A 23,934-nucleotide genomic window follows, 5' to 3' on the forward strand; every position below is an offset into this window, starting at 1 on the left:
ATGTGATCGTCAATTTAACAGGTCTGTAAATATTTAATTACAGATCTGTCCTATCTCTCGTTACAAATCTCTGCTCAAACTCCTGCTAAATATTGTCTCTATCTTTACGTAAAGGTAAAGTATCTGAACTCTAAGTCGTGTTATGTTAGTTAAAACACCACTTAATCATGATTAATAATAAATAACTCATGCCGCTGTCGGTATCGCACCAGCGCTGTAAATGTGCAGTACGATGACATAAGTTACTCGGCTTAACAAATCGAGTAACCGGCGCGACGAGACATAAAAGGATCATCATGAATCGACCTGAACAACAGTCGGATAACATCGTTCATCAGCCATATTTTGTGGATGCTGATGCGCTGGTTATTCCGGTCTTAAAAGTTTTGCAACAAGACGGCACCTTGTATGCTAGAGCCGCAATGCCTGAGATTGATAAGGCACTGGCATTAAAGATATACGATACCATGGTGTTTACGCGAGTACTCGATGAACGCATGGTGGCATCGCAGCGACAAGGGCGTATTAGTTTTTACATGACCTGTAAAGGCGAGGAAGCCTCGATCATTGGTAGCGCGGCAGGGCTGTCAGATCATGACATGATTATGGCTCAGTATCGTGAGCAGGGCGCGTTAGCATTTCGTGGCTTTAGCATTGAAAACTTTATGAATCAGATGTTTGCAAATGCCAAAGATTTGGGTAAAGGTCGGCAAATGCCGATTCATTATGGTTCAAAAGAACTCAACTACATGACTATTTCGTCACCGTTGGCCACTCAAATCCCTCAGGCGACGGGTTATGCCTATGGTCAAAAGTTGCAAGGTATCAACGCCTTAACTATGTGTTATTTTGGCGAGGGCGCTGCATCTGAAGGTGATTTTCATGCCGGATTAAACATGGCAGCGGTATTAAAATCACCGACTATCTTTTATTGCCGTAATAACGGCTATGCGATTTCAACCTCAACCGAAGATCAGTATGCTGGTGACGGCATTGCACCACGCGGGGTTAGTTACGGCATTAATACAATTCGGGTCGATGGTAACGATTGTTTAGCGGTGTTGTTAGCGACTCAGCAAGCGCGTAAGTATGCGCTTGAACATCATAAACCGGTTTTAATTGAAGCGATGAGTTATCGTTTAGGTGCTCATTCTACCTCGGATGATCCAAGCGGTTACCGCTCTAAAGAAGAAGAAGCGCTGTGGGAAGAGATTGATGGCGTATTACGGTTTAAAACTTGGCTTGAGCTGCAAGGCTGGTGGGATCAAGCGCAAGAGGAAGCATTATACGAGAAATACCGCGCCCAAATTTTAGCGCAATTAAAAGTGTCAGAAAAAGAACCAACGCCAATGTTAGTCGAATTGGTCAGCGATGTTTACAGTGATATTCCAAAGCACTTGCAGCAACAGTTAACACAATTACGTTCACACCTTGCAAAGTATCCGCAATCTTACCCTACCACCTCGGGAGAGCAGCATTAATGGCACAAATGAATTTACTACGCGCAATTAATGATGCGCTTGACATTGCGATGGCGGCTAACGAACGGGTATTATGTTTTGGTGAAGATGTTGGTCATTTTGGTGGGGTCTTTCGCTCAACCAGTGGCTTACAAGACAAGTACGGCAAAGACCGCTGTTTTAATACACCGCTAACAGAGCAGGGTATTATAGGCTTTGCAAATGGCTTGGCTGCTCAAGGGGCTGTACCTATTGCAGAAATCCAATTCGCGGATTATATTTTCCCGGCCTTTGACCAAATCGTTAATGAAACGGCTAAGTTTCGCTACCGCAGTGGTAATGAATTTAATGTTGGATCATTAGTTATTCGTACTCCTTATGGCGGTGGTATTGCTGGTGGTTTATATCATTCACAATCACCTGAAGCTTATTTCACTGGCACGCCAGGGCTAAAAATTGTGGTGCCTCGTAATCCTTATCAAGCCAAAGGTTTGTTACTGGCGGCGATAAACGATGATAACCCAGTGATCTTTTTTGAGCCGAAACGACTTTACCGCGCTTCGGTTGGTGAAGTACCAGAACAAGCCTATGAAATACCACTTGGCGAGGCGGAAGTAGTCAGCGAGGGTAGTGATATTACGTTGCTTGGCTGGGGCGCTCAAATGGAAGTTATCGAGCAAGCGATGACATTAGCGACCAATGATGGCATCTCTTGTGAATTGATCGATCTTCGAACCCTACTACCTTGGGATGTTGAAACCGTCGTAAAATCAGTGACAAAAACTGGCCGGTTATTGATAAGCCATGAAGCGCCGTTAACCGGTGGCTTTGCGGGTGAAATAGCTGCGACGATTCAGCAGGAATGTTTCTTACACCTTGAATCGCCAATTAGCCGTGTCTGTGGATTAGATACCCCTTATCCATTAGTTCAAGAAAAAGAATACTGTGCTGATCAATTAAAAATTTATGAAGCGATCAAACGTACTGTAAATTTCTAAATCACGGTAATAGCATTTTTGTGGAGCAGACAATAGCTCCACTTAATACAGTTTAAGAGCCACGTATGTCGCTCAAATAGTGTTAAGGAACAGGCACAATGGCACAAGATTTTTTATTGCCCGATATTGGCGAAGGTATTATTGAATGTGAACTAGTCGAGTGGCTAGTTGCAGAAGGCGAGACAGTAAAAGAAGATCAGCCAGTGGCTGATGTCATGACTGATAAAGCATTAGTACAAATTCCATCAATGCACGACGGGGTAGTGACTCGCCTTTATTACAACAAAGGCGATATTGCAAAGGTTCATGCGCCATTGTTTGCCATAGAGCCCACTGTGCCGGTCGAGCAAGTAACGGCGGTTATTACACCATCGATCATTGATAACAAGGTCGAGGTCGCAGCAGAGCTTATAAAACACTTTGTTTTACCCGATATCGGTGAAGGCATTGTTGAGTGTGAAGTCGTGGATTGGCTGGTGGCCGTTGGTGATAGCATTGTAGAAGATCAACCCATCGTTGATGTGATGACCGACAAAGCGCTGGTGCAAATTCCCGCCATGGAAGCTGGGGTTATCACCCAACTATTTTGTAAAAAGGGCAGTGTGGCTCAAGTACACGCCCCGTTGTTTAGCTACCAAGTCGCAGCCGTAGCAACAACAACAACAGAAACACTAGTCACCGTTAAGGATAATCTCGGATCAGACGTTGTCAGTCAGCCTGAGACAGGTGCAAGAGTTGATCGCACTGCTAATAACAAAAAAGCGATTGCTAGCCCCGCAGTACGCCGAGTTGCCCGCGAGTTGAATATTGATTTAAGCCAAGTGAATGGTTCGGGTAAAAACGGGCGAATATATAAAGACGATGTGATTAGCTTTAATCAAACAGACAATCAAGTTGTTGAAAACGTAGCGCCAGTGATTATAGATGCACCCGCGCCCGCGTCAGATAACAACACTGCAAGCATGGCAACCGATTTCGAAGTATCGACAGTGGAGCCATTAAAAGGCATTAAAGCAGCAATGGCGCGTCAAATGGTGGCGTCAGTATCGACTATTCCGCATTTCACTTATTGCGAAGAAATTGACATGACCGAGTTGGTTGCTTTGCGGGCTAAACTTAAGGAATCATATCAGGCGCAAGGGGTTAAGCTGACGATGATGCCATTTTTCATTAAGGCGATGTCATTAGCGATTAATCAATTCCCTATTCTCAATAGCCAATTAAATGATGCGGCAGATCAAATTCGTTATTTTTCTAACCATAACATTGGTATGGCGGTAGATAGTAAAATTGGTTTATTAGTCCCAAATATTAAACAGGTTCAAAACTTGTCTATTATTGACGTGGCCAATGAAGTCACTCGACTAACCGATGCTGCGCGAATAGGGCGTTTAACCCAACCGGATTTACGGGGTGGCACGATCACAATCTCTAATATTGGTGCTTTAGGCGGTACCATTGCTACGCCAATTATTAACAAGCCAGAAGTGGCTATTGTGGCGTTAGGGAAACTGCAAACGTTGCCGCGCTTTGATGCTAATGGCCAAGTGGAAGCGCGCAAGATAATGCAAGTGAGTTGGTCTGGCGATCATCGAGTGATTGATGGAGCAACAATTGCTCGGTTCTGTAATTTATGGAAGTCATACCTAGAGGATCCCGCGTCAATGTTGATGGCCATGAGTTAATTAAAATAGTCATTGAGAGATAAAAATCACCGAATTAGGTGATTTTTTTTTTGGCTGGAGTATGATAATTAACAATTAAACAACGAAATCAGCTTATGTTTTATCGACCTGCATTTAATAATCATCGAGTATTACCCCCAGCGAACTGGCATGAGCTGGCGCAAGGGCAGTGGCTACTCGACCAAGTAAATGAGCAATTAACCCCGTGGTGGCCGAGAATTTTTGGTTATCATCTACTTAAATTAGGCTCGTTAAGCCATACCATTGATACATCGGCCTGTAACATTAGCCATCAAGTGAGTGTTTCACCATTATTTGGGACCAATGTTGTGGCCGACATTGCTCGATTACCTTTTTCTGAATCGAGCGTTGATGCCTGCTTGTTAAGCTTGTCGCTTAACTACCACCATAATCCACATCAAGTTTTACGAGAAGTTAATCGGGTAACCGTGGCCGGAGGCCATGTCATTATCATCGGTTTAAATCCGCTCAGCCCACTAGGGCTGGCACGATTTAGCCCGCCACTCAGTCATAAGTACCCTTATAATGGCCGGTTCTTTACCCAGTCACGGGTTAAAGACTGGTTAGGTGTATTGGGCTATCAGGTGATTGCTGAGCAAAAGGCGATTTACTCAAGTTTGATGATGAAACCAAGCCGAACTTATTATCTGCAGCAATTGATGGCGCATAATGTCCCGCAGATAGGGTCTTTTTATCTCATTTTGGCCAAAAAATTAGTGCGACCATTAACTCCAGTAAAACCACGTTGGAAGTTAAAACCCAAATCAGTCTTGTCACCCGTTGTCACGATGCAAAATGATAATGCCTAACATCAACCTGCCATAGTTTTAGCGATATTTACTCGCCCACGTTGTCGCAACTGCTACTTATTATGTTTGCGCGTCGACGCCAACTTGTTACTATACAATTAATCATTATTTACATATTTTAAAGAGTCTTTCGATGGCGTTACAAACTTATAATCGTCAGGTTGTGTTAGATACCGAAACAACGGGTATGAACCAAGCTGGTGGAGCGATTCACCTTGACCATAAAATCATTGAAATTGGCTGTGTTGAAGTCGTCAATCGTCGGTTAACGGGGCGTCATTATCATGTCTATCTTAATCCGGGGCGTTTAGTCGATGAAGAGGCATTTAAAGTTCACGGCATTAGCGATGAGTTTTTACGTGATAAACCACGATTTGGTGATATAGCCCAAGAGTTTATTGAGTTTATCGAAGGCGCTGAACTGATAATTCATAATGCACCCTTTGATGTTTCGTTTATGGATTATGAGTTTGGCTTGCTGGGCAGTGGCATTCCTAAAACGGCCGACATGAGCGGGATCCTTGATACGCTAGTGATGGCTAAGCAGATCCATCCAGGTCAGCGTAATAGCCTCGACGCGTTATGTAAGCGCTATGCTATCGATAACTCTTCACGTGAATTACACGGCGCATTATTAGATGCTGAGATCCTCGCCGAAGTATATTTAACGATGACAGGTGGCCAAACTGCCTTTAACTTGTCACTGGCGCAAGATAACGGTTTAGCAGGCAATGGCAGTTCCGGCATCGATCCTGCATTAGTATTATCGGTGATCAAAGCATCAGCTGCAGAACTTGAAGCACATCAATCACGACTCAATATTGTTAAGGATGCTGGTGGCAGTTGTTTGTGGCTACCTAATCAGTAAATCGTTGCACTTAGACTAACACTGAATTTTTTCAGGGAGAAAATGTGAATAGAATAAGGCTAGGTAAACGACTGGGGCGGTTAGCATGCTTAATGGTGCTAAGTACTGTATTGGCTGCACCAACCTTGGCGGTGCAGCATACCAGTGAAGAAACATCATTGCAGCAGACCCAGAAGTTACGGTTGTTATCTAATCGATTTCGAGTTGACCAGGCGATCGATAAAATTGTGTTTATTATCGACCGGGTGCCAGAGTCTGCGCCTATTATCTTAGTTCAGCCTGACGGCAGTAAACTTTATGCCAACCGCGAACATGATAATGTAAAATGGATGGACGGCAATGCTGGGGACATGATCGAAATTACTCAACCTCAGATTGGCCCTTGGCAAATTATTGGTGATATCTTGCCGAGCAGTGAAATAAGGTTAGCGACCTCGCTCCATCTTGTTGTTAATCCGATCCCCACTGAATTATTTTTTGGTGAAAAAATAAAATTAACCTCGTCATTAAAATTTAATAATAGGTTATTAAAAATTGGTCAGGTTGATGATCTAATTACCCATGAAGTGTATTTACGCAGTTCTGACAATCCACAACATAGTAACTTTGGCGCTGGCACTTTTATCATTGGCGACTTTATTGATAATGGCTTGGGCTTAGATGCTCGTTCTGGCGATGGGGTGTTTACCGGCCGACTTAATCTCGATAAGCCAATTGGTCATTATGAGTTATTAGTTAGGGTTGGTAATAAAGTCTTTGAACGCGAATATAAACAAGCGTTACTGCTACGGACTCAGCCTATTGCAGTCGACTTATTAACGGCGGCGATCAACGGTCAATATACCCTCAGGTTTATCGCTAATGCCAAAGTAGCGAACCTCGATAAAATGTTGTTGCAGATTAAAGTGAAAAACCCAGATGATACGACTAAGCATTACAGTATCAATGGGGTGGTCGCGAACCATTTATTTAAATTACCCGAAATTGAAACCCCTGGGCGTTATAAAATTGATATTGATGTTTTTGGCAGTACGGTTGATGGCCGGGACTTCGCTTTTTCTCTGAAACAACTAAAGGTTAAAATTGTTGCTTTGCCTACCAAGGCAGCTAAAAAGGCGTTGGCCCTATTTGATAGTGAGCAAGAGACGGCATTTGAACAGAAACTAAAGCGTAAAGCACGCGCCAAGGAGCGCCAAGCCGAGGACGATACAACAACCTTGATAATCATTGCTATTATGGTCAATGTAATTGTATTGACGGTCGGTGCGTTAATTATGTTTTTAGTCTTCAGGAAAAAGAAGCCGAAAAAGCCTAAAGAGCCGAAAAAGCCAAAAGAAGATAAGAAAAAAGAGGATGGCAAGAAAAAATGATCGGCTAATTCGCCAGTCAATATTGTTTAGACGCTTTTTTCATCTGCTTAGCGTTGAAATTTAATCACTTTGATGCAAAAGTGGTCGGTCAGACAAAAAAACGTGTTTGTAAGAAAAAACAGGTTGACGAACTAGGGGGGGAGCCGTATTATCAGCCCCGCAAACAACGAGACGGATTCGAAAGAAGAAGTCTTCGCTAAGTTAAGAATATATTCGAGGTCGTAAGACCGGTTCTTAACTAACACTAACTTGTTAGGGTTAAGCGACAACGGAGCGGTAGTTCAGTTGGTTAGAATACCGGCCTGTCACGCCGGGGGTCGCGAGTTCGAGTCTCGTCCGTTCCGCCAACGCTGTTTGTACAATGTAATAACTTAGATAGCTTTATCATAATTAATATGGGGCTATAGCTCAGCTGGGAGAGCACCTGCCTTGCACGCAGGGGGTCTGCGGTTCGATCCCGCATAGCTCCACCATATTAATTACCTGTGTCCCCTTCGTCTAGTGGCCTAGGACACCGCCCTTTCACGGCGGTAACAGGGGTTCGAAACCCCTAGGGGACGCCACTTTTTTGCGTCAAGTTACATCCTGATAAAACATTCCTTGCTTTAAATTAAACTATTTCTAATAAAACCCCCCTTAGAACTCTATCTGTTTTACCTGATCTCTTTTAAAATCAAAACAAAACAAAACAAAACAATACTTTCTGATGATCTTCTTTTTTTATGAGCTAATTTCTGATGTCCTAATAGTAATCCCCGTTAGATGATGATCACTTGTGCTTGATAAAACCATTTAGCCGGTCTGTTTCCGTTCCCATGAGTTAGTATTCCTGCATTGCCCTAAGTCGAGATATGTGTCTAAATTGATTTTCTCTACGCACAACTAGGTCATAAATTTAATGTAATTGGTATAATACCAATCCCATTAATTAAGTGATTACCTGAGCTTGATAAAATCCATTCATTCGGCGTTGCTCTCACTCCTAATAGCTAGCTATTACTCAATCGAGCGCCTTGTCTAAATTGATTTTCTCTACGCACAACTAGGTCATAAATTTAATGTAATTGGTATAAACATTTATCGGTTATAATCGAGCTAAACTCAGCTGTGATTTAATTGAAACGAGGTAAGCATGAAATTACATTGGACAGATTCACTAGATATTGCATTAGACCTGATAGAAGCACATCCCGACGTTGATCCCACCCAATTGCACTTTACTCAATTGATGCAATGGATCCTCGCTTTAGAAAATTTCGATGATGATCCTAAACATTGTGGTGAAAGAGTGCTTGAAGCAGTTCAGCTAGCATGGATAAGTGAAGTAGATTAGTCATTTTATACGAACTACATTAAGTAGCGAAGTGTTGTGGCACCTCGCTACCTGATATCAGTAGCTGTTAACGAGAGTAAAAACCGATTTATTTAAGTGGCACTGGTGTTATACCAATTACATTTAACAATTGACCACCTGTGCTGGTTTAAATCAACAATAACTGCGTACCTCTCAATCCCAATAGCTAGCTATTGGTCATTCGAGCGCCTTGTTCTTGAAAATTTCCCCTGCGCACAACAAGATCATATCTTTAATGCAATTGGTATTATTTGTAATTCTTCAGGGGCAAAATCATCGACGTTAATTGCCGCTAAACGGCCAACCTCAGTCACCCGTAGGTGTTGGGCTTCTTCTTCATCGATACAGCCAAGTGCTAAAGCACGATCGGCTAACTTATCCAAAAAGATTAATGGCTCTTTTTTCCCGGTTGCTTGGGATATCTTTTGTAATATTTTTTCAGCCACTAATATATCTCGCAAGGTCTGCTCTTGCACCCCGACCGGGTTATTTTCATTGGCGGATAAATACTGACCATAACCGAGCCTGTCGCGGCTTAAGCTCGGGCTTTGAATTAACTGCGCTACTTCTTGATCTAGTGCGTCGTAGGTCGTTACTAAGGTTATTCCCGTAGGGTAGAGCACCCAACGCAATATTTTACCAAGCAGTGGCGCGGGGAAATTACGTAATAGCTCATCGAGCGCGGTTTGTGCTTTAAATAACGAATCACGTACCGCCCAGTGCACTAAGGGTAAATCTTGTTGTTGGCGGCCTTCGTCATTAAAGCGCTTAAGCGTGGCAGAGCATAAATAAAGTTGGCTTAAAATATCACCTAAGCGCGCCGAGATGCGTTCTTTACGTTTTAACTCGCCGCCCAAGACGGCCATCGAGATATCAGATAAAAAGGCTAAATTAGCTGAAAAGCGATTCATGTGCTGATAATAACGCTTGGTTTCATCGTTAAATGGCGAGTTTGAGAATCGACTATTAGTGATGCCGAGCCAAAAACTGCGACAAAAGTTACTGACAGCAAAACCAATGTGACCAAAGACCGCGTGATCAAATTTCTCAAGGGCTTCACGTTCGTCGGTCAGTTGCGCCGCATCTAATTCAGCCAAGACATAAGGGTGGCATCGAATGGCGCCCTGACCATAAATAATTAACGAGCGGGTTAAAATATTAGCGCCTTCAACGGTAATGGCAATCGGAGCACCTTGATAACCGCGACCAATATAATTGTTAGGGCCCAGACAAATGCCTTTGCCACCGTGTATATCCATTGCATCAATGACACAGCGTTGCATCCGATCGGTTAAATGGTATTTTACGATGGCTGATACCACCGACGGTTTTTCACCTAAATCGATAGCACCTGTGGTCATGGTGGTCACTGCATCCATTAGATAGGCATTGCCACCAAGGCGTGCCAGTGGTTCTTCAACGCCTTCCATTTTACCAATCGGTATTTTAAATTGACGGCGGATCCTGCTATATGCTCCTGTGGCAATCGCCAAAGTTTTTATCGCACCCGTCGAGTTAGCAGGTAAGGTAATGCCGCGACCAACCGATAAACACTCCACGAGCATTTGCCAGCCACGCCCGGCCATTTCTGGGCCACCAATAATAAAATCGAGTGGGAAAAACACATCGTCACCAGATGTCGGACCGTTTTGAAACGGAATGTTTAACGGCAAATGACGCCGGCCAATGTTGACCCCGTCAATATCGGTTGGAATCAGCGCACAGGTTATACCCAGTTCAGGTTTACCACCAAGCAAGCCGTCTGGATCGCGTAACTTAAACGCTAGGCCTAATACCGTAGCAACGGGCGCAAGCGTGATATAGCGCTTGTTCCACGTTATTTTCATCCCGAGTATTTCTTCGCCTTGCCAGTCTCCTTTGCACACGATGCCATAATCGGGAATAGCACCCGCGTCGGAACCCGCTTCAGGGCTTGTGAGTGCAAAACAGGGTATTTCTTGACCGCTGGCTAGACGCGGCAAATAATGATCTTTTTGGGCTTGGGTGCCATAGTGTTGTAATAATTCACCTGGCCCTAATGAATTGGGCACACCGACGGTGGATGCTAATACGGTACTAATGCCAGACAATTTTTGTAATACCCGCGATTGGGCATAAGCTGAAAACTCTAGGCCCCCATATTGCTGCTTAATAATCATCGCAAAAAAGCCATTATCTTTAAGATATAGCCATAACTCGGGCGATAAATCAGCGTCTTGGTGGCATACCTGATGATCGTTAACCATTGAACAAGCCACTTCAACCGGGCCATCAAGAAAAGCTTGCTCTTCAGGCGTTAAGCGAGGGGCAGGGTAATTATGCATTTTGTGCCAATTGGGTGCGCCGCGAAACAAATCGGCTTCCCACCAAGTCGTACCTGCGTCTAATGCCTCTTTTTCTGTCTGTGACATTTCAGGCATTATAGTACGGTACAATTTGAGCATGTGACGACTCAAATACTGCTGGCGTAAGGTTTTAGTGTTTATCACCACCGCTAACGCAATGTAGATGACTAAAAGTAAATTGGCGGCAATGCCCATGAGTGACAACAAGACTAAATATGCGCCAATCGCCAAGGTAAAAGTAATTAAAGATGCACGTTTATAGGCAAAAAAACCAACAGCGAAGATAAAAATAACGACTAACAAAAGCATAGACACAGCAATCACCTGATTATTTTGAAAGGTATATATCTATTTTTATACTAGTTAACAGCGCTTGTCGACAACTATGCAATGAGTTGTTTGATTATATAATGAACGGCTATTTGACGGTTTAATGAGGTGATTTGGGCAAGGTTGAATCGCTGGACCCAGTGTTAAGAAAAAATTCGGGGTGGGAGATAGCATAAAATTCGCCTATGCGCTAAACGACATAGGCGAGGGAATAACAAGCTTAATCGGCTTCGTGATAGGCTTTGTTGGCAATAATGACTGCACGTTTGGGCGCTGGGTGCCCCTCAATTGTTTTAGATGGATCGTTCGGATCTAAGAAATCGCTCAGAGATTCATACTCCATCCACGGCGTCGCACGTTGCTCGTCGGTGGTCGTTACAGAACAATCAACCATTCGTACGTTGTCAAAACCGGCTTTTTCAAGCCACAATATTAATGCAGCAACACTGGGTAAAAACCACACATTGTTCATCTTGCCATAGCGACCAGACGGCACTAGTACTTGGTTTTCGTCACCATCAATTACCAAGGTTTCTAATACAAGTTCACCACCATCTCGTAACTGATCCTTGAGCGCAATAATATGATCGATCGGTGAACGGCGATGGTATAACACGCCCATTGAAAACACGGTATCGAACGATTTTAAGGGCGGCAACTGCTCAATACCAAGCGGTAGCAGGTGGGCGCGTTGGTCGTTATTGGCGAGCTGACGCACAATTTCAAACTGAAATAAGAATAAAGTAGATGGGTCAATGCCAACTGCAAGTTTAGCGTCATCGCCAACCATGCGCCACAAGTGATAACCACTGCCACAGCCAACATCAAGAATAGTACGGTTGGTCAGCGGGGTAATGTGTGAACGTAATCGTTGCCATTTCCAGTCACTGCGCCATTCGGTATCAATTTCAATGCCGTGTAAATTGAACGGACCTTTACGCCAAGGACTAAATATTTTTAATAGCGACTGCATTTTTTTTAGTTCGCCACTGGCCATTGGCACACTGTTGCTAATTGACACTTGCTCACTAAAATCAATTTGATCGGCGCCAGTGGTTGGCAGTTTATTTAGTACTTTTGACCATTTATCAAATTGGCCGTGTTGGTGTTCTTGGTGCCATTTGGCCAGTTGAGCCGGTAATATTTCAAGCCAGTGACTTAATTGGTTTTTGGCGATTATTTGATAAAAATTACTAAAATCAATCATTATGCTTGGATATCCTTGATCGCAATCATCGAACTAAAATTAAAACACTGAAACCATAGTTCAGAGGTGGTAAAACCGGCTGTGTTAAAGCGTTGCATATGCTGGGCTAAGGTATCAGTTAACATCACGTTTTCTAGTGCATTACGCTTTTGGCTAATTTCGAGTTCACTGTAGCCATTGGCTCGTTTGAAATCGTGATGCAGATCAGACAGTAACGTCTGTGCCGTGGCATCTTCAAAGCGCAGTTTTTCAGAAATTAGCAATATTCCACCGGGGTTTAGCCCTTGATATATTTTATCAATTAAACGTTGGCGTGCTTCAGGTTCAATAAATTGCAGGGTAAAATTAAGCACCACAACCGAGGCATTTTCAATCGTGATATCTTGGATATCTGAACACACAACCGTCACCGGGGTTTGTGCTTTAAACGCATTAAGATGGAGCTGACAACGCTCGGTCATCGCTGGAGAATTGTCGACCGCGATGATTTGACAGTTTGGGTGAGTAATATGGCGACGCATTTCTAGCGTGGCAGCCCCTAACGCACAGCCAAGGTCATAGAGTACTGAATTGTCCTGCGCAAAGCGTGATGTCAGCATGCCAATGGCGGTAATAATATTGCTATAACCGGGCACCGAGCGCTTGATCATGTCGGGGAAAACTTCAGCAACCTGCTGGTCAAACTGAAAGTCTCCCATTTTCTCAAGCGGAGCGGCGAAGATATTGTCGCGAGATGTATTCATGTTTACTCTAAATCAATGAAATTGCGCTTGCTGAGCCCTGGGTGACTAAACATCATTGACCACGATGGATAGCGGTAATACCGAGCACTGTCGACGAGTATGGATGACTCACGATTAAGGCAATTATTAAAAAGCGCATTTTAACTTAGCTGATGGCGTTAGTCTCTTGCTTTAGGATAAAAAATTTACCCTTGATTTAAATAGTGAGACTTAGGTCGTTTTATTGCAAGTGAATGAATAAGGCCAGCGGCTGTTAGCCCGAGCTATATTAGCCAAATGCTAAAAATAGCCCTGTTAATAAGCGAACAGAGTCCAACTCCTGATTTAGCTACTTACCTATTGTGAAAAACTTCTCTATAATAGCCAGCATTATAGACAAATGCCCAGCAGGGCCATTATCAGGAAGTAATTAAATGCGCAGTCATTATTGCGGTGAGCTAAATGAATCACAAATTGGTCAGGAAGTTGAACTTGTCGGTTGGGTTAACCGTTGTCGCGATCTCGGTGGAGTAATATTCCTAGATCTTCGCGATCGTGAAGGTGTCATTCAGGTTGTATATGATCCAGACTTGAAAGAAGTATTCGAATTAGCAAACAGCTTACGTGCTGAATTTTGTGTTTCGATCAAAGGCCTAGTTCGTGCACGTCCTGAAGGTCAAATTAACAAAGACATGGGCACTGGTGGTGTAGAAGTTCTTGGTAAAGAACTCACTATTATTAACCGTAGTGAGCCGTTACCTTTAACGCTTGATGATCATCAGAATAATTCAGAAGAGCAGCGTCTTAAATATCGCTACCTTGATCTGCGTCGCCCTGAAATGACTGAACGTTTAATTTTCCGTTCTAAAGTCACTGGTTTTGTTCGTCGTTTCCTAGAAGACAATGGTTTCTTAGATATTGAAACGCCAATTCTGACCAAAGCAACGCCTGAAGGCGCGCGTGATTATTTAGTGCCAAGTCGTACGCATAAAGGTAAATTCTTTGCCTTGCCACAGTCTCCGCAGTTGTTTAAGCAATTGTTAATGATGTCTGGCATGGATCGTTATTACCAAATCGTACGCTGTTTCCGTGATGAAGATTTACGTGCTGACCGTCAGCCTGAATTTACTCAAATTGATATCGAAACATCGTTTATGACATCGACTCAGGTGATGGCTAAAACTGAAGAATTAGTGCGTGATTTGTTCAAAGAAATGCTTAGCGTTGACCTAGGTCAGTTCCCAACCATGACTTACGCGGATGCAATGCGTCGTTTTGGTTCTGATAAGCCAGATCTACGTAACCCGTTAGAGCTAATTGACGTTGCTGACTTATTAAAAGACGTAGAGTTTAAAGTATTCTCAGCCCCTGCTAACGATCCTAAAGGTCGTGTTGCGGTATTATGTGTGCCGGGTGGCGCAAAATTAAGCCGTAAGAACATTGATGATTACGGTAAATATGCCGGCATCTACGGTGCTAAAGGTCTAGCTTGGATGAAGGTTAACGACATCGACGCTGGCATGGACGGTTTACAATCGCCAATCTTGAAGTTCTTAAACGAAGAAGTTGTCACGGCATTGCTTGCTCGTTGTAACGCAAAATCTGGCGACATCATTTTATTCGGCGCTGATAGCAATACAGTAGTAACTGATTCTTTAGGCGCGCTACGTCTTAAAGTTGGTGAAGACTTTAACTTGAATTCTGGCGACTGGAAGCCATTATGGGTTGTTGATTTCCCAATGTTTGAAGAAGTTGAAGGCGGCCTACACGCTATTCATCACCCGTTTACTGCCCCTGTTGACATGACACCTGAAGAACTTGAAGCCAATCCTATTGGCGCGATTTCAGATGCTTACGATATGGTATTAAATGGTTGTGAATTGGGCGGTGGCTCGGTGCGTATTCATAATGCACCAATGCAAGCCGCGGCCTTTAGAGTGTTAGGCATTAGCGACGAAGAAGCCCAAGAGAAATTTGGCTTCTTACTTGAAGCATTAAAGTACGGTACGCCACCCCATGCTGGTTTGGCTTTTGGTTTAGATCGCCTGATCATGCTAATGACTGGTACTAGCTCAATTCGTGACGTGATGGCATTCCCTAAAACCACTACGGCGGCTTGTCCGTTAACCAATGCGCCAGGTTTTGCAAATACAGCGCAGTTAACTGAACTTAATATTGCTTCGCTAGTAACTGAAGATAAAGAAAACGCAGACCAAGCGTAATCTGTCTTTAGTGAAAAAAAGCGGGCATTGCCCGCTTTTTATGTTTAGGGCGAACGAATAACGGAATAGGAGCCTTATGACAATTATACTTGCCATCGATCCCGGCTCTCGCGTTACCGGTTATGGCATTATTAAAAAAAATGGTCAAAAACTCAGTTATATTGGCAGTGGTTGTATCCGCCTCAGTGGTACTGAATTACCGCCACGACTGAAACAGATTTTTGATGGTGTTACCCAGATAATCGCGCAATATCACCCTGATGAATTTGCCATTGAGCAAGTTTTTATGGGAAAAAATGCCGATTCAGCACTTAAACTGGGCCAAGCACGAGGAGCTGCTATTGTTGCGGCCTGTAATGCACAGTTACCCGTGAGTGAGTACGCCGCGCGGTTAGTAAAACAAGCGGTTGTCGGCATTGGCAGTGCGACCAAAGATCAAGTCGGCCACATGGTTACCCAAATTTTAAAACTACCGGCACGGCCACAAGAAGATGCAGCCGATGCGTTGGCTATTGCGATTTGTCACGCGCATGCTCATCAAAGCTTAATTGCGATGGCGGGGCGCAGCAAAGGTCGCGCAACGAAAGTGACCGGCGGGCGTTTTAAATAAAATCAATAGATTAGTGCTTAATTAGAACTGAATATAGAACGATAAGGAATGACATTTTGATCGGACGTTTACGAGGTAATGTTGCCGAAAAGCAGCCTCCGCATTTGTTACTTGATGTGCAAGGCATTGGTTATGAAGTGCAGCTACCAATGACAAGCTTTTATAAGTTACCCAATGTTGGTGAAGACACTACTATTTATACCCATTTTGTGGTGCGAGAAGATGCCCAATTACTCTATGGTTTCGCCAGTAAAATTGAACGCCAGTTATTTCGTGAAGTCATTAAAGCGAATGGCGTCGGCCCTAAATTAGGTTTGGCCATTTTGTCTGGCATGTCGGCAGGGCAATTTGTGCAGTGTGTGATGCAAAGCGATACCACTTCATTGGTTAAACTGCCAGGCATCGGTCTTAAAACAGCCGAGCGTTTAATTATTGAATTAAAAGATCGGCTTAAAAACTTTACCTTGGCAACCGATACTCCGGCGACCGATGCGATGGCTATTGATGGTGCTATTGAAGACACGTTTGTTCACACGGTTGACCCAACAGACGATGCTATTTCAGCGTTACTTGCGTTAGGGTATAAGTCGGCCCAAGCAACCAAAACCGTCAATAAGGTGTTTTTACCTACGATGGACAGTGAAGCATTAATTAAAGCAGCACTTAAAGCAATGCTATAATTCCCATCCATCAATTTAACGTAATTGGTATAACCCTACAATTAAGCCCAAGAGATAACAGATGATTGAAGCAGACCGACTCATTCAAGCCGAGCCAATCGATGTTGAAGAACATCATAACGATCGTGCAATGCGCCCTAAAATGCTCAGTGATTATACTGGTCAGGTCGAGGCCAAGGCGCAGCTCGAGATATTTATTGCGGCGGCGCTAGGTCGTGATGAAGCACTTGATCATATGTTGGTCTATGGTCCTCCCGGATTAGGTAAAACTACCTTGGCCCATATCGTCGCCAACGAAATGGGTGTTAGTGTTAAGTCGACCTCGGGCCCAGTATTAGAAAAAGCCGGTGATCTGGCGGCATTATTGACTAATTTAGAAGAAGGTGATGTGCTTTTTATCGATGAAATTCATCGATTAAGCCCAGTAGTTGAAGAAATACTCTATCCGGCAATGGAAGATTATCAACTCGATATCATGATTGGTGAAGGACCAGCAGCGCGCTCAATCAAGCTGGAGCTACCGGCATTTACGCTGATTGGTGCAACGACACGTGCAGGCTCATTAACCTCACCGTTGCGCGCCCGTTTTGGCATTCCGCTTCGGCTCGAGTTTTACACCGTTAGTGAACTAACCGATATTATTATACGCAGTGCTGTTCATCTTGAGGTTGACATCGAGCATGCCGGTGCGGTTGAAATAGCGCGACGTTCACGGGGCACGCCAAGGATAGCCAACCGGTTGTTGCGCCGAGTACGCGATTTTGCACAAGTAAAATACGACGGTATAATTAGTGAAAATGTCGCCGCTAAAGCGCTTGATTTACTTAATGTTGATAATCAAGGTTTTGATTTTATGGATTGTAAGCTGTTACTGACTATTATGGATAAATTTGGCGGTGGTCCCGTCGGATTAGACAATTTGGCGGCAGCTATCGGCGAAGATAAAGATACGATTGAAGATGTTATTGAGCCATTTTTAATCCAACAAGGTTTTATTCAACGGACCCATCGTGGTCGTATCGTGACTCCGCAAACTTACGCGCATTTTAAGCGTGACTTACAATCTTAAGCAATTAACCATAAAAAAAGCCCGCTCAAGTTGAGCGGGCTCATGTTTAAAAAATCATTTTAAACTAATGTGAAACCAATAAAAAAACAATAAAAGGAAGTCATACAATAATTGAAAGCGCATTTTCCTTTCAATGCGCGACACCTTAGCGTGTGACAGGGGTGCCCAACTGCCGACGATAATAGGCAAAGGTTGCCATGAAGACAAATGAAATAAACTAGTGTTTGATATTAGCAAAACTAATGCTTAAGTTACAGTTTTTCTGCGTGGTTAGCCTTTTAGTTAATTGAATTTAGTTATCCTATTAATAAATCATGAAATTTAATCCTATAATGTTATTATTGTTGCCCTGTTTAGGTATCTATAGTAAGTTTCATTTTTTAATGAAATTACATTAATGTGGGTTGTTTAATGTCGTTTGAATTTCAAATTCGTGTTTATTATGAAGATACTGACGCTGGCGGTGTCGTTTATCACAGTAATTATTTGAACTTTTACGAGCGCGCTCGGACAGAGTATCTACGCAGTCTCGGGTTTGAACAAGATGCCTTACTTGAACAAAACATTGCATTTGTGGTGCGCCATTGTGAAATAGACTTTTTAAAACCTGCAAAATTTAATCAGTTACTACGCGTTGAGACTAAAATTTCTATTTTAAAACGGGCTGGTTTAACCTTCGAGCAAGCAATATTTTGCGAAGCGGGTAATTTGTTAAATTCAGCATCTGTCAAAGTAGTTTGCGTATCACTTGAACAGATGAAACCTACTGCTATTCCACTACATATTTTAAAGGAGTTTAAGGGTGTCTGCTGAGATCTCTTTTCTTGATTTGGTCCTTGAAGCCAGCTTATTAGTACAATTGGTTATGTTGTCGTTACTTGTTGCCTCAGTGGTTTCATGGGCGGTTATTTTTGGTCGATTTAAAATACTGAGTAATGCCACACGCACCACTCGAATTTTTGAAGACCGTTTTTGGAGTGGCGCTGACTTATCAGCCATTTATCAGGAACTTTCTGCCCGTTCCGCCAGCAATAGTGGCTTAGAAAAGCTTTTTATGGCGGGGTTTAAAGAATTTGCAAAAATGCGTCAAACTCAGGCCACTACGCCTGAGGCTATCGTTGATGGCGCGCATCGCGCGATGCGAGTAGCCTTATCCCGAGAAGTCGACGAATTAGAATGTAATTTACCTTTCTTAGCCACTGTTGGCTCTATTTCACCTTACGTCGGCCTTTTTGGCACCGTATGGGGAATAATGAATGCATTTATCTCGTTAGGGCAAGTACAGCAAGCGACATTGCAAATGGTTGCACCAGGTATTGCTGAAGCACTTATTGCGACTGCTATGGGTCTGTTTGCCGCAATCCCAGCGGTAATTGCTTATAATAGATTTTCATCGCGAGTCGAAAAGTTAGAGAATGTCTATATTAATTTCATGGAAGAATTCTCGTCTATATTACAGCGTCAGGCCTATGCTGGCACGCACCAAGAAAAGGCATAAACATGCAATATCAGCGTAAGCGACGCCGCCTTAATGCTGACATCAATGTGGTGCCTTACATTGATGTGATGTTGGTTTTGTTGATTATTTTCATGGCCACTGCACCCTTAGTAGTGCAAGGCGTTAAAGTTGCTTTGCCACAAGCTCAAGCGCAGGCGTTGCCTGAAACATCGAAGGTTCCTTTAATAGCCTCGGTAAAAGCCGATGGTAGCTACTATCTAACGGTGGGTGACTCGCCTGAGCAAGCCTTATCACAACAAGAATTAGCTGATTTAGTCGCTGCTCATTTGAAGTTGGAACCTGGCAGTCCTGTGATGGTTAAAGGAGATCGCGAGGTTCCTTATGACTATGTGTTACAGCTAATGGTGACGTTGCAAGGCGCTGGGGCATCCTCTGTCGGGTTGATGACTGATCCAATAGAAGGTAAATAAGTGACAAAGTCTTATATTGGTTATGGTTTACTCGGCTCTGTACTGCTGCATCTGTTGTTAATCGGTATGTTGTTGCTAAGCAATAACTCGTCGCCACCAGAAAAAAAACAAGCGACTAGCAGTGCCAAACCTATTGTGCAAGCGGCGTTAGTGAATCAAAGTTCGGTTAATCAGCAAATTGATAAACTCAAAGCGGTTAAGTTAAAGCACCAGGCTGATGAAAAAGCGAGACTTCGCAAAGCCGAGCGCGAACGTGCGAAAATTAAAGAACTAGAAATATTGCGCAAGAAGCGTTTAGCCGATAAAAATGCCAGTGATAAACAGGCTTTACTCGCTAAACAAAAACAACAGCAAGCCGACGCGCTTGCATTGGCTGCCAAGAAAAAACAGCAGCAAGCTGACGCCAAAGCACAAGAGGCCGTGGCTAATCGTAAAAAACAAGAACAAGCGGCCGCTCAAGCCAAGCAACAATACCAACAAGAAGTGAAAGCGGTTGCGCAAGCTAAAGCGCAACGCATTGCTGCTGAAAAAGCAGCGCAAGCTAAAAAGTTAGCTGCGCAAAAAGCGGCTAAAGCTAAGGCTGAGCAACTGGCTAAAGAAAAGAAGATAGCGCAAGCGAAAGCTGAAAAAGCCGCTAAAATTAAGGCTGCTCAAGTCGCTAAAGTCAAAGCAGAAAAATTGGCCAACGCTAAAGCCGCGAAGATCAAGGCTGCTAAAATAGCCAAAGCTAAAGCGGATAAAAAGCGTCGAGATAAAATTAAACGTCAACAAGCGGCTAAGCGCCGTGCAGAACAAGAACGATTGTTAGCACAAGAAATGGCGTCGGAACAAGCGACCTTATCAAAGGCTCGTCAGCGTGCTGTATTGTCTGAAGTCGGTAAATACACTGCGCTAATTAGCGGTGCGATTCAACGTCAGTGGACCATTGATGAAAGCATGAAAGGCAAACAATGCTTATTAAATATTAAACTTTCTAGCAGCGGCTTGGTCTATGAAGTGAAATCGATTGCTGGTGATAGGTATGTGTGTAAGTCTGCAGTCGACGCCGTTTATAAAGCGGGTACGTTACCCGTATCAAAAGATCCTGAAGTATTTGCTCAACTAAAAGAAATTAACTTAACCGTCCAACCAGAGTTTGAATAGTAATGAAGCTAATAACTAGAATAACAATAATATTTATATCACTTTTTACTTTAACCGCCCACGCTGCCCTTGATATTGTGATCACCGAAGGCGTGGATAGTGCACGCCCCGTAGCAATTGTGCCTTTTAAATGGCTTGGGCAGGGGCCTGCACCGGAAAATCTTAGCCAAGTAGTTGCTGCCGATTTACGTCGCAGTGGTCGCTTTAGCCCGGTAGCTGCTTTTTCTATGCCATCACAGCCAAGTAGCAGTCGTGACATTCAATATGCGCAATGGGCCAATTTAGGGGTTGAAGCTATTTTAGTTGGTACGATTAAACCTTACCAAGATGGCCGGTTTGTGGTCGGATTCGAATTAATAGATGTGGTACGGGGCCAGCTAAGTGGCGGTAAAGCTAAAATGCTCAGCAATGGTAATTTAATTGCTTCTAATGCCCATATTCTTGATAGTCGTGAAACCGTGATATCACGGGCTGAGTTTCGTCAATATGGCCACCGTATTAGTGATATTATTTATGAAAAATTAACCGGCGATCGTGGCGCGTTTAGAACTAAAATAGCCTATGTTTTAGTTAACGCTAAAAATAAATATACTCATCGCCTAATGATTGCTGATTATGACGGTAAGAATGAAGTTGAAATTTTACGTTCGAAAGAGCCGTTAATGTCGCCAAGCTGGTCACCCGACGGCACCAAGCTCGCTTACGCATCATTTGAGAATCAACGCCAGCAGATATTCATTCAAGATATTTATACTCAAAAACGTAGCAAAGTGAGTGCGTATAGAGGAATTAATAGCGCGCCTCGCTGGTCGCATGACGGTAAAAAATTAGCCCTGGTTTTATCAAAAGATGGTAATCCAGATATTTATATTTTAGATATTGCGTCTAAGCAACTAACGCGGGCGACACGTAATCGCGCAATTGATACTGAGCCAAGTTGGGCGTTAGATGATAATTCATTGGTCTTTACCTCAGAACGAGGTGGTAAACCGCAGATTTATCGCGTAAATTTAGTGTCAGGTAAAATTAACCGTATGACATTTGACGGCGAAATGAACCTTGGTGGTTCAATTACGCCAAACAACGAGCAATTGGTTCTGGTAAATAGAACCCGTGGTAAATACCACATCGCTAAACAAAATATTAAAACTGGCAACTTGCAGGTTTTGACCAAAACAAGACTCGATGAGTCACCTAGTATTGCACCAAATGGTAGCATGGTTATTTATGGCACTATGCACCGGGGAAAACAAGTACTCGCCTTAGTCTCTATTGATGGCAGGTTTAAAGCGAGATTACCCGTTGCCGACGGTGAGGTGAGAGCCCCTGCGTGGTCTCCATATATTTATTAAAAATGACAAAAAGGAAATAAGAATGCGTTTAAATAAAATTGTTAAGGGTATGGTAGTTGCAGCACCAATGATGATCCTAGCCGCTTGTGGTTCTACATCAACTACAGATGCTGATTATCAAGAAACACAACAAGTAACACCAACAGATACAACAGTACAAACTGGTTCGCTAAAAAAAGATGTATCACCTGCTGAAAAGATGCGCCTTCAGCTAGCTGCTTTACGTCAAGAACATATCATTTATTTTGATTTTGATACTTCTGCTGTATCAAATCAATTTGCTTCATTGCTAGAAGCTCACGCAACATACTTGCGTGCACATCCAAGTACTGCATTAGTGATTGAAGGGCATGCTGATGAACGTGGTACGCCAGAATACAATATCGCTTTAGGTGAGCGTCGTGCACAAGCCGTTGCTCGTTACCTTGAAAGCTTAGGTGTTAGCGCTGGTCAAATTGAACTAGTAAGCTACGGTGAAGAAAAACCACTAGACAGCAGCCGCACTGATGCTGGTTTTGCTCAAAACCGTCGTGCCGTGTTAGTTTACTAAGCTAACAATAGTCGTAATGAAAAATCTATTTTTGTTAAGTCTACTAGTAACAGGTGGTGCGTTGGCACAGCCTGTTACTGTGGTCGACGTATCTAATCCATCTCAACCCTCTAACGCTCAATACTCTGCGCCGCGATCGAACCAAGGTCGGATCATTATTGAAATGCAGCAACATATTGATTCGTTGCAGCAGGAGCTTAATGAACTGCGTGGGATAACTGAAACTCACAATTATCGTCTTGATCAAATGCTGCAACGTCAGCGTGAACTGTATCAAGAAATAGATAAGCGCTTTTCTAGCTTGCAAGTAAGCCAACCAGAGCCCGTTGTTACTGAACCAGCATTTGCTGATAACAGTGATAACTCAGATCTGCTGTCGATGACTCAAGTTTATGACAATGCGTTAAACCTCGCGTTAAAAGAAAAACGTTTTGATCAAGCAATCGTAGAATTTAAACGTTATTTGGTTGAATTCCCTCAATCTACCTATTCTGCAAACTCGCATTACTGGCTTGGGCAGTTATTATTTAACCAAAGCAAAATTAAAGCAGCCCAGTTACAGTTTGAGCAATTGGTTGAACAATACCCTCAATCGGCTAAACGTGCCGATGCAATGGTTAAATTGGGTAAAATTGCGCAGAATAAAAAACAAAAGACTAAAGCTAAGGAACTTTATAACCAGGTTATCAAACAATACCCTGAAAAGTCCGCAGCTAAGCAGGCTAGTTCTTTGTTAGCCGAATTACGATAGTTGGTGACATTTATAGCGTGAATTGTTGTTTTTTAGTCGTTAGTTCACTGTTTTAGCAAAGTTAGCTCGAAAATGAATCAAACAGTGAAAAAACTTTAAATTTAGGTTGCGCTGTCTCAATAAATCCGTAATATTAGCGCCCGTCGAGAAGGGAACTATTTCAGTCTTTGACGGACGCAAAATTAACCTAGTTAATTACGTGCGGGTCATTAGCTCAGTTGGTAGAGCAGTGGACTTTTAATCCATTGGTCGTAGGTTCGAATCCCACATGACCCACCACTTCCTTGTTTGAATCAAAGTATCAACCCAAAATATAAAACAAAAACATGCTAGTTTATTGCCTGAATAATTAATTATTTTATTCGAGTCAAGAGACCGTTTTATACCAATTCCGTTAATTTTGTGATCTAATGCGGCTTATGTAAAGGGAGCGTATATGACTCAAACTATTTCACAATT

22 protein-coding genes and 4 tRNA genes are annotated in these 23,934 nt (G+C 43.1%); 22 read left to right on the top strand and 4 right to left on the bottom strand.

Annotation, left to right across the window (positions count from 1 at the left end):
* Positions 1-145 precede the first annotated feature (145 nt).
* Complete coding sequence (locus tag HRU23_03125) at positions 146-298, bottom strand: hypothetical protein (protein NRA53116.1); 153 nt, start codon at positions 296-298, stop codon at positions 146-148.
* Here HRU23_03125 and HRU23_03130 point away from each other — a divergent pair.
* From HRU23_03130 to iscX, 10 genes are all read left to right on the top strand, one after another.
* A complete protein-coding gene (locus HRU23_03130) occupies positions 297-1,481 on the top strand; it encodes a thiamine pyrophosphate-dependent dehydrogenase E1 component subunit alpha (GenBank protein ID NRA53117.1) in 1,185 nt (394 codons plus the stop codon). The two genes, HRU23_03125 and HRU23_03130, sit on opposite strands and share 2 nt — an antisense overlap.
* Positions 1,481-2,458: an alpha-ketoacid dehydrogenase subunit beta gene (locus tag HRU23_03135; GenBank protein NRA53118.1), complete on the top strand. Its 978-nt coding sequence runs from the start codon at positions 1,481-1,483 to the stop codon at positions 2,456-2,458. The genes HRU23_03130 and HRU23_03135 overlap by 1 nt, the downstream gene beginning before the upstream one ends.
* Positions 2,459-2,556: 98 nt before the next feature.
* The gene (locus HRU23_03140; GenBank protein NRA53119.1) at positions 2,557-4,143 is read left to right on the top strand and encodes a dihydrolipoyllysine-residue acetyltransferase; all 1,587 of its coding nucleotides are present in this window, start codon (positions 2,557-2,559) and stop codon (positions 4,141-4,143) included.
* Positions 4,144-4,238: 95 nt separating this feature from the next.
* Positions 4,239-4,973, top strand: a complete 735-nt coding sequence (locus HRU23_03145) for a methyltransferase domain-containing protein (protein ID NRA53120.1) — start codon at positions 4,239-4,241, stop codon at positions 4,971-4,973.
* A 133-nt stretch (positions 4,974-5,106) separates the two neighbouring features.
* Complete coding sequence (gene dnaQ / locus HRU23_03150; protein ID NRA53121.1) at positions 5,107-5,841, top strand: DNA polymerase III subunit epsilon; 735 nt, start codon at positions 5,107-5,109, stop codon at positions 5,839-5,841.
* Positions 5,842-5,885: 44 nt separating this feature from the next.
* Positions 5,886-7,211: a TIGR03503 family protein gene (locus HRU23_03155; GenBank protein NRA53122.1), complete on the top strand. Its 1,326-nt coding sequence runs from the start codon at positions 5,886-5,888 to the stop codon at positions 7,209-7,211.
* Between the two features lie 270 nt (positions 7,212-7,481).
* Positions 7,482-7,558: transfer RNA gene (locus tag HRU23_03160), tRNA-Asp, on the top strand.
* A 50-nt stretch (positions 7,559-7,608) separates the two neighbouring features.
* Positions 7,609-7,684, top strand: a tRNA-Ala gene (locus HRU23_03165).
* Positions 7,685-7,698: 14 nt separating this feature from the next.
* Positions 7,699-7,774, top strand: a tRNA-Glu gene (locus HRU23_03170).
* Positions 7,775-8,343: 569 nt separating this feature from the next.
* Positions 8,344-8,544, top strand: coding sequence for a Fe-S cluster assembly protein IscX (gene iscX / locus HRU23_03175; GenBank protein ID NRA53123.1), 201 nt, complete (start codon positions 8,344-8,346; stop codon positions 8,542-8,544).
* Between the two features lie 245 nt (positions 8,545-8,789).
* Here iscX and HRU23_03180 read toward each other — a convergent pair whose 3' ends face one another.
* The 3 genes from HRU23_03180 to cmoA all read right to left on the bottom strand — a co-directional run bounded on the left by HRU23_03180 (position 8,790) and on the right by cmoA (position 13,190).
* Complete coding sequence (locus tag HRU23_03180) at positions 8,790-11,219, bottom strand: acyl-CoA dehydrogenase (protein ID NRA53124.1); 2,430 nt, start codon at positions 11,217-11,219, stop codon at positions 8,790-8,792.
* 241 nt (positions 11,220-11,460) lie between these two features.
* The gene (gene cmoB / locus HRU23_03185; GenBank protein ID NRA53125.1) at positions 11,461-12,447 is read right to left on the bottom strand and encodes a tRNA 5-methoxyuridine(34)/uridine 5-oxyacetic acid(34) synthase CmoB; all 987 of its coding nucleotides are present in this window, start codon (positions 12,445-12,447) and stop codon (positions 11,461-11,463) included.
* Positions 12,447-13,190, bottom strand: a complete 744-nt coding sequence (cmoA, locus tag HRU23_03190; GenBank protein ID NRA53126.1) for a carboxy-S-adenosyl-L-methionine synthase CmoA — start codon at positions 13,188-13,190, stop codon at positions 12,447-12,449. The genes cmoB and cmoA overlap by 1 nt, the downstream gene beginning before the upstream one ends.
* A gap of 413 nt (positions 13,191-13,603) precedes the next feature.
* Between cmoA and aspS the strand changes: the two genes are divergently transcribed.
* From aspS to HRU23_03250, 12 genes are all read left to right on the top strand, one after another.
* Complete coding sequence (gene aspS, locus HRU23_03195) at positions 13,604-15,391, top strand: aspartate--tRNA ligase (protein ID NRA53127.1); 1,788 nt, start codon at positions 13,604-13,606, stop codon at positions 15,389-15,391.
* A gap of 76 nt (positions 15,392-15,467) precedes the next feature.
* Positions 15,468-16,001: a crossover junction endodeoxyribonuclease RuvC gene (gene ruvC / locus HRU23_03200; GenBank protein ID NRA53128.1), complete on the top strand. Its 534-nt coding sequence runs from the start codon at positions 15,468-15,470 to the stop codon at positions 15,999-16,001.
* 56 nt (positions 16,002-16,057) lie between these two features.
* Positions 16,058-16,681, top strand: coding sequence for a Holliday junction branch migration protein RuvA (gene ruvA / locus HRU23_03205; GenBank protein ID NRA53129.1), 624 nt, complete (start codon positions 16,058-16,060; stop codon positions 16,679-16,681).
* Positions 16,682-16,742: 61 nt separating this feature from the next.
* Positions 16,743-17,750, top strand: a complete 1,008-nt coding sequence (gene ruvB, locus HRU23_03210) for a Holliday junction branch migration DNA helicase RuvB (protein NRA53130.1) — start codon at positions 16,743-16,745, stop codon at positions 17,748-17,750.
* A gap of 411 nt (positions 17,751-18,161) precedes the next feature.
* On the top strand, positions 18,162-18,563 hold the full coding sequence (gene ybgC, locus HRU23_03215; GenBank protein NRA53131.1) for a tol-pal system-associated acyl-CoA thioesterase: 402 nt from the start codon (positions 18,162-18,164) through the stop codon (positions 18,561-18,563).
* Complete coding sequence (gene tolQ, locus HRU23_03220; protein ID NRA53132.1) at positions 18,553-19,248, top strand: protein TolQ; 696 nt, start codon at positions 18,553-18,555, stop codon at positions 19,246-19,248. The genes ybgC and tolQ overlap by 11 nt, the downstream gene beginning before the upstream one ends.
* A gap of 2 nt (positions 19,249-19,250) precedes the next feature.
* On the top strand, positions 19,251-19,679 hold the full coding sequence (gene tolR, locus HRU23_03225) for a protein TolR (protein ID NRA53133.1): 429 nt from the start codon (positions 19,251-19,253) through the stop codon (positions 19,677-19,679).
* The gene (gene tolA, locus HRU23_03230; protein NRA53134.1) at positions 19,680-20,822 is read left to right on the top strand and encodes a cell envelope integrity protein TolA; all 1,143 of its coding nucleotides are present in this window, start codon (positions 19,680-19,682) and stop codon (positions 20,820-20,822) included.
* 2 nt (positions 20,823-20,824) lie between these two features.
* The gene (gene tolB / locus HRU23_03235) at positions 20,825-22,174 is read left to right on the top strand and encodes a Tol-Pal system protein TolB (GenBank protein ID NRA53135.1); all 1,350 of its coding nucleotides are present in this window, start codon (positions 20,825-20,827) and stop codon (positions 22,172-22,174) included.
* A 22-nt stretch (positions 22,175-22,196) separates the two neighbouring features.
* Positions 22,197-22,724, top strand: a complete 528-nt coding sequence (pal, locus tag HRU23_03240; protein ID NRA53136.1) for a peptidoglycan-associated lipoprotein Pal — start codon at positions 22,197-22,199, stop codon at positions 22,722-22,724.
* Positions 22,725-22,740: 16 nt separating this feature from the next.
* Positions 22,741-23,475: a tol-pal system protein YbgF gene (gene ybgF, locus HRU23_03245; protein NRA53137.1), complete on the top strand. Its 735-nt coding sequence runs from the start codon at positions 22,741-22,743 to the stop codon at positions 23,473-23,475.
* 203 nt (positions 23,476-23,678) lie between these two features.
* A tRNA-Lys gene (locus tag HRU23_03250) sits at positions 23,679-23,754 on the top strand.
* The last annotated feature ends 180 nt before the right edge of the window (positions 23,755-23,934 follow it).

The organism is Gammaproteobacteria bacterium, assembly GCA_013214945.1.
GTDB lineage: Bacteria > Pseudomonadota > Gammaproteobacteria > Enterobacterales > Psychrobiaceae > Psychrobium.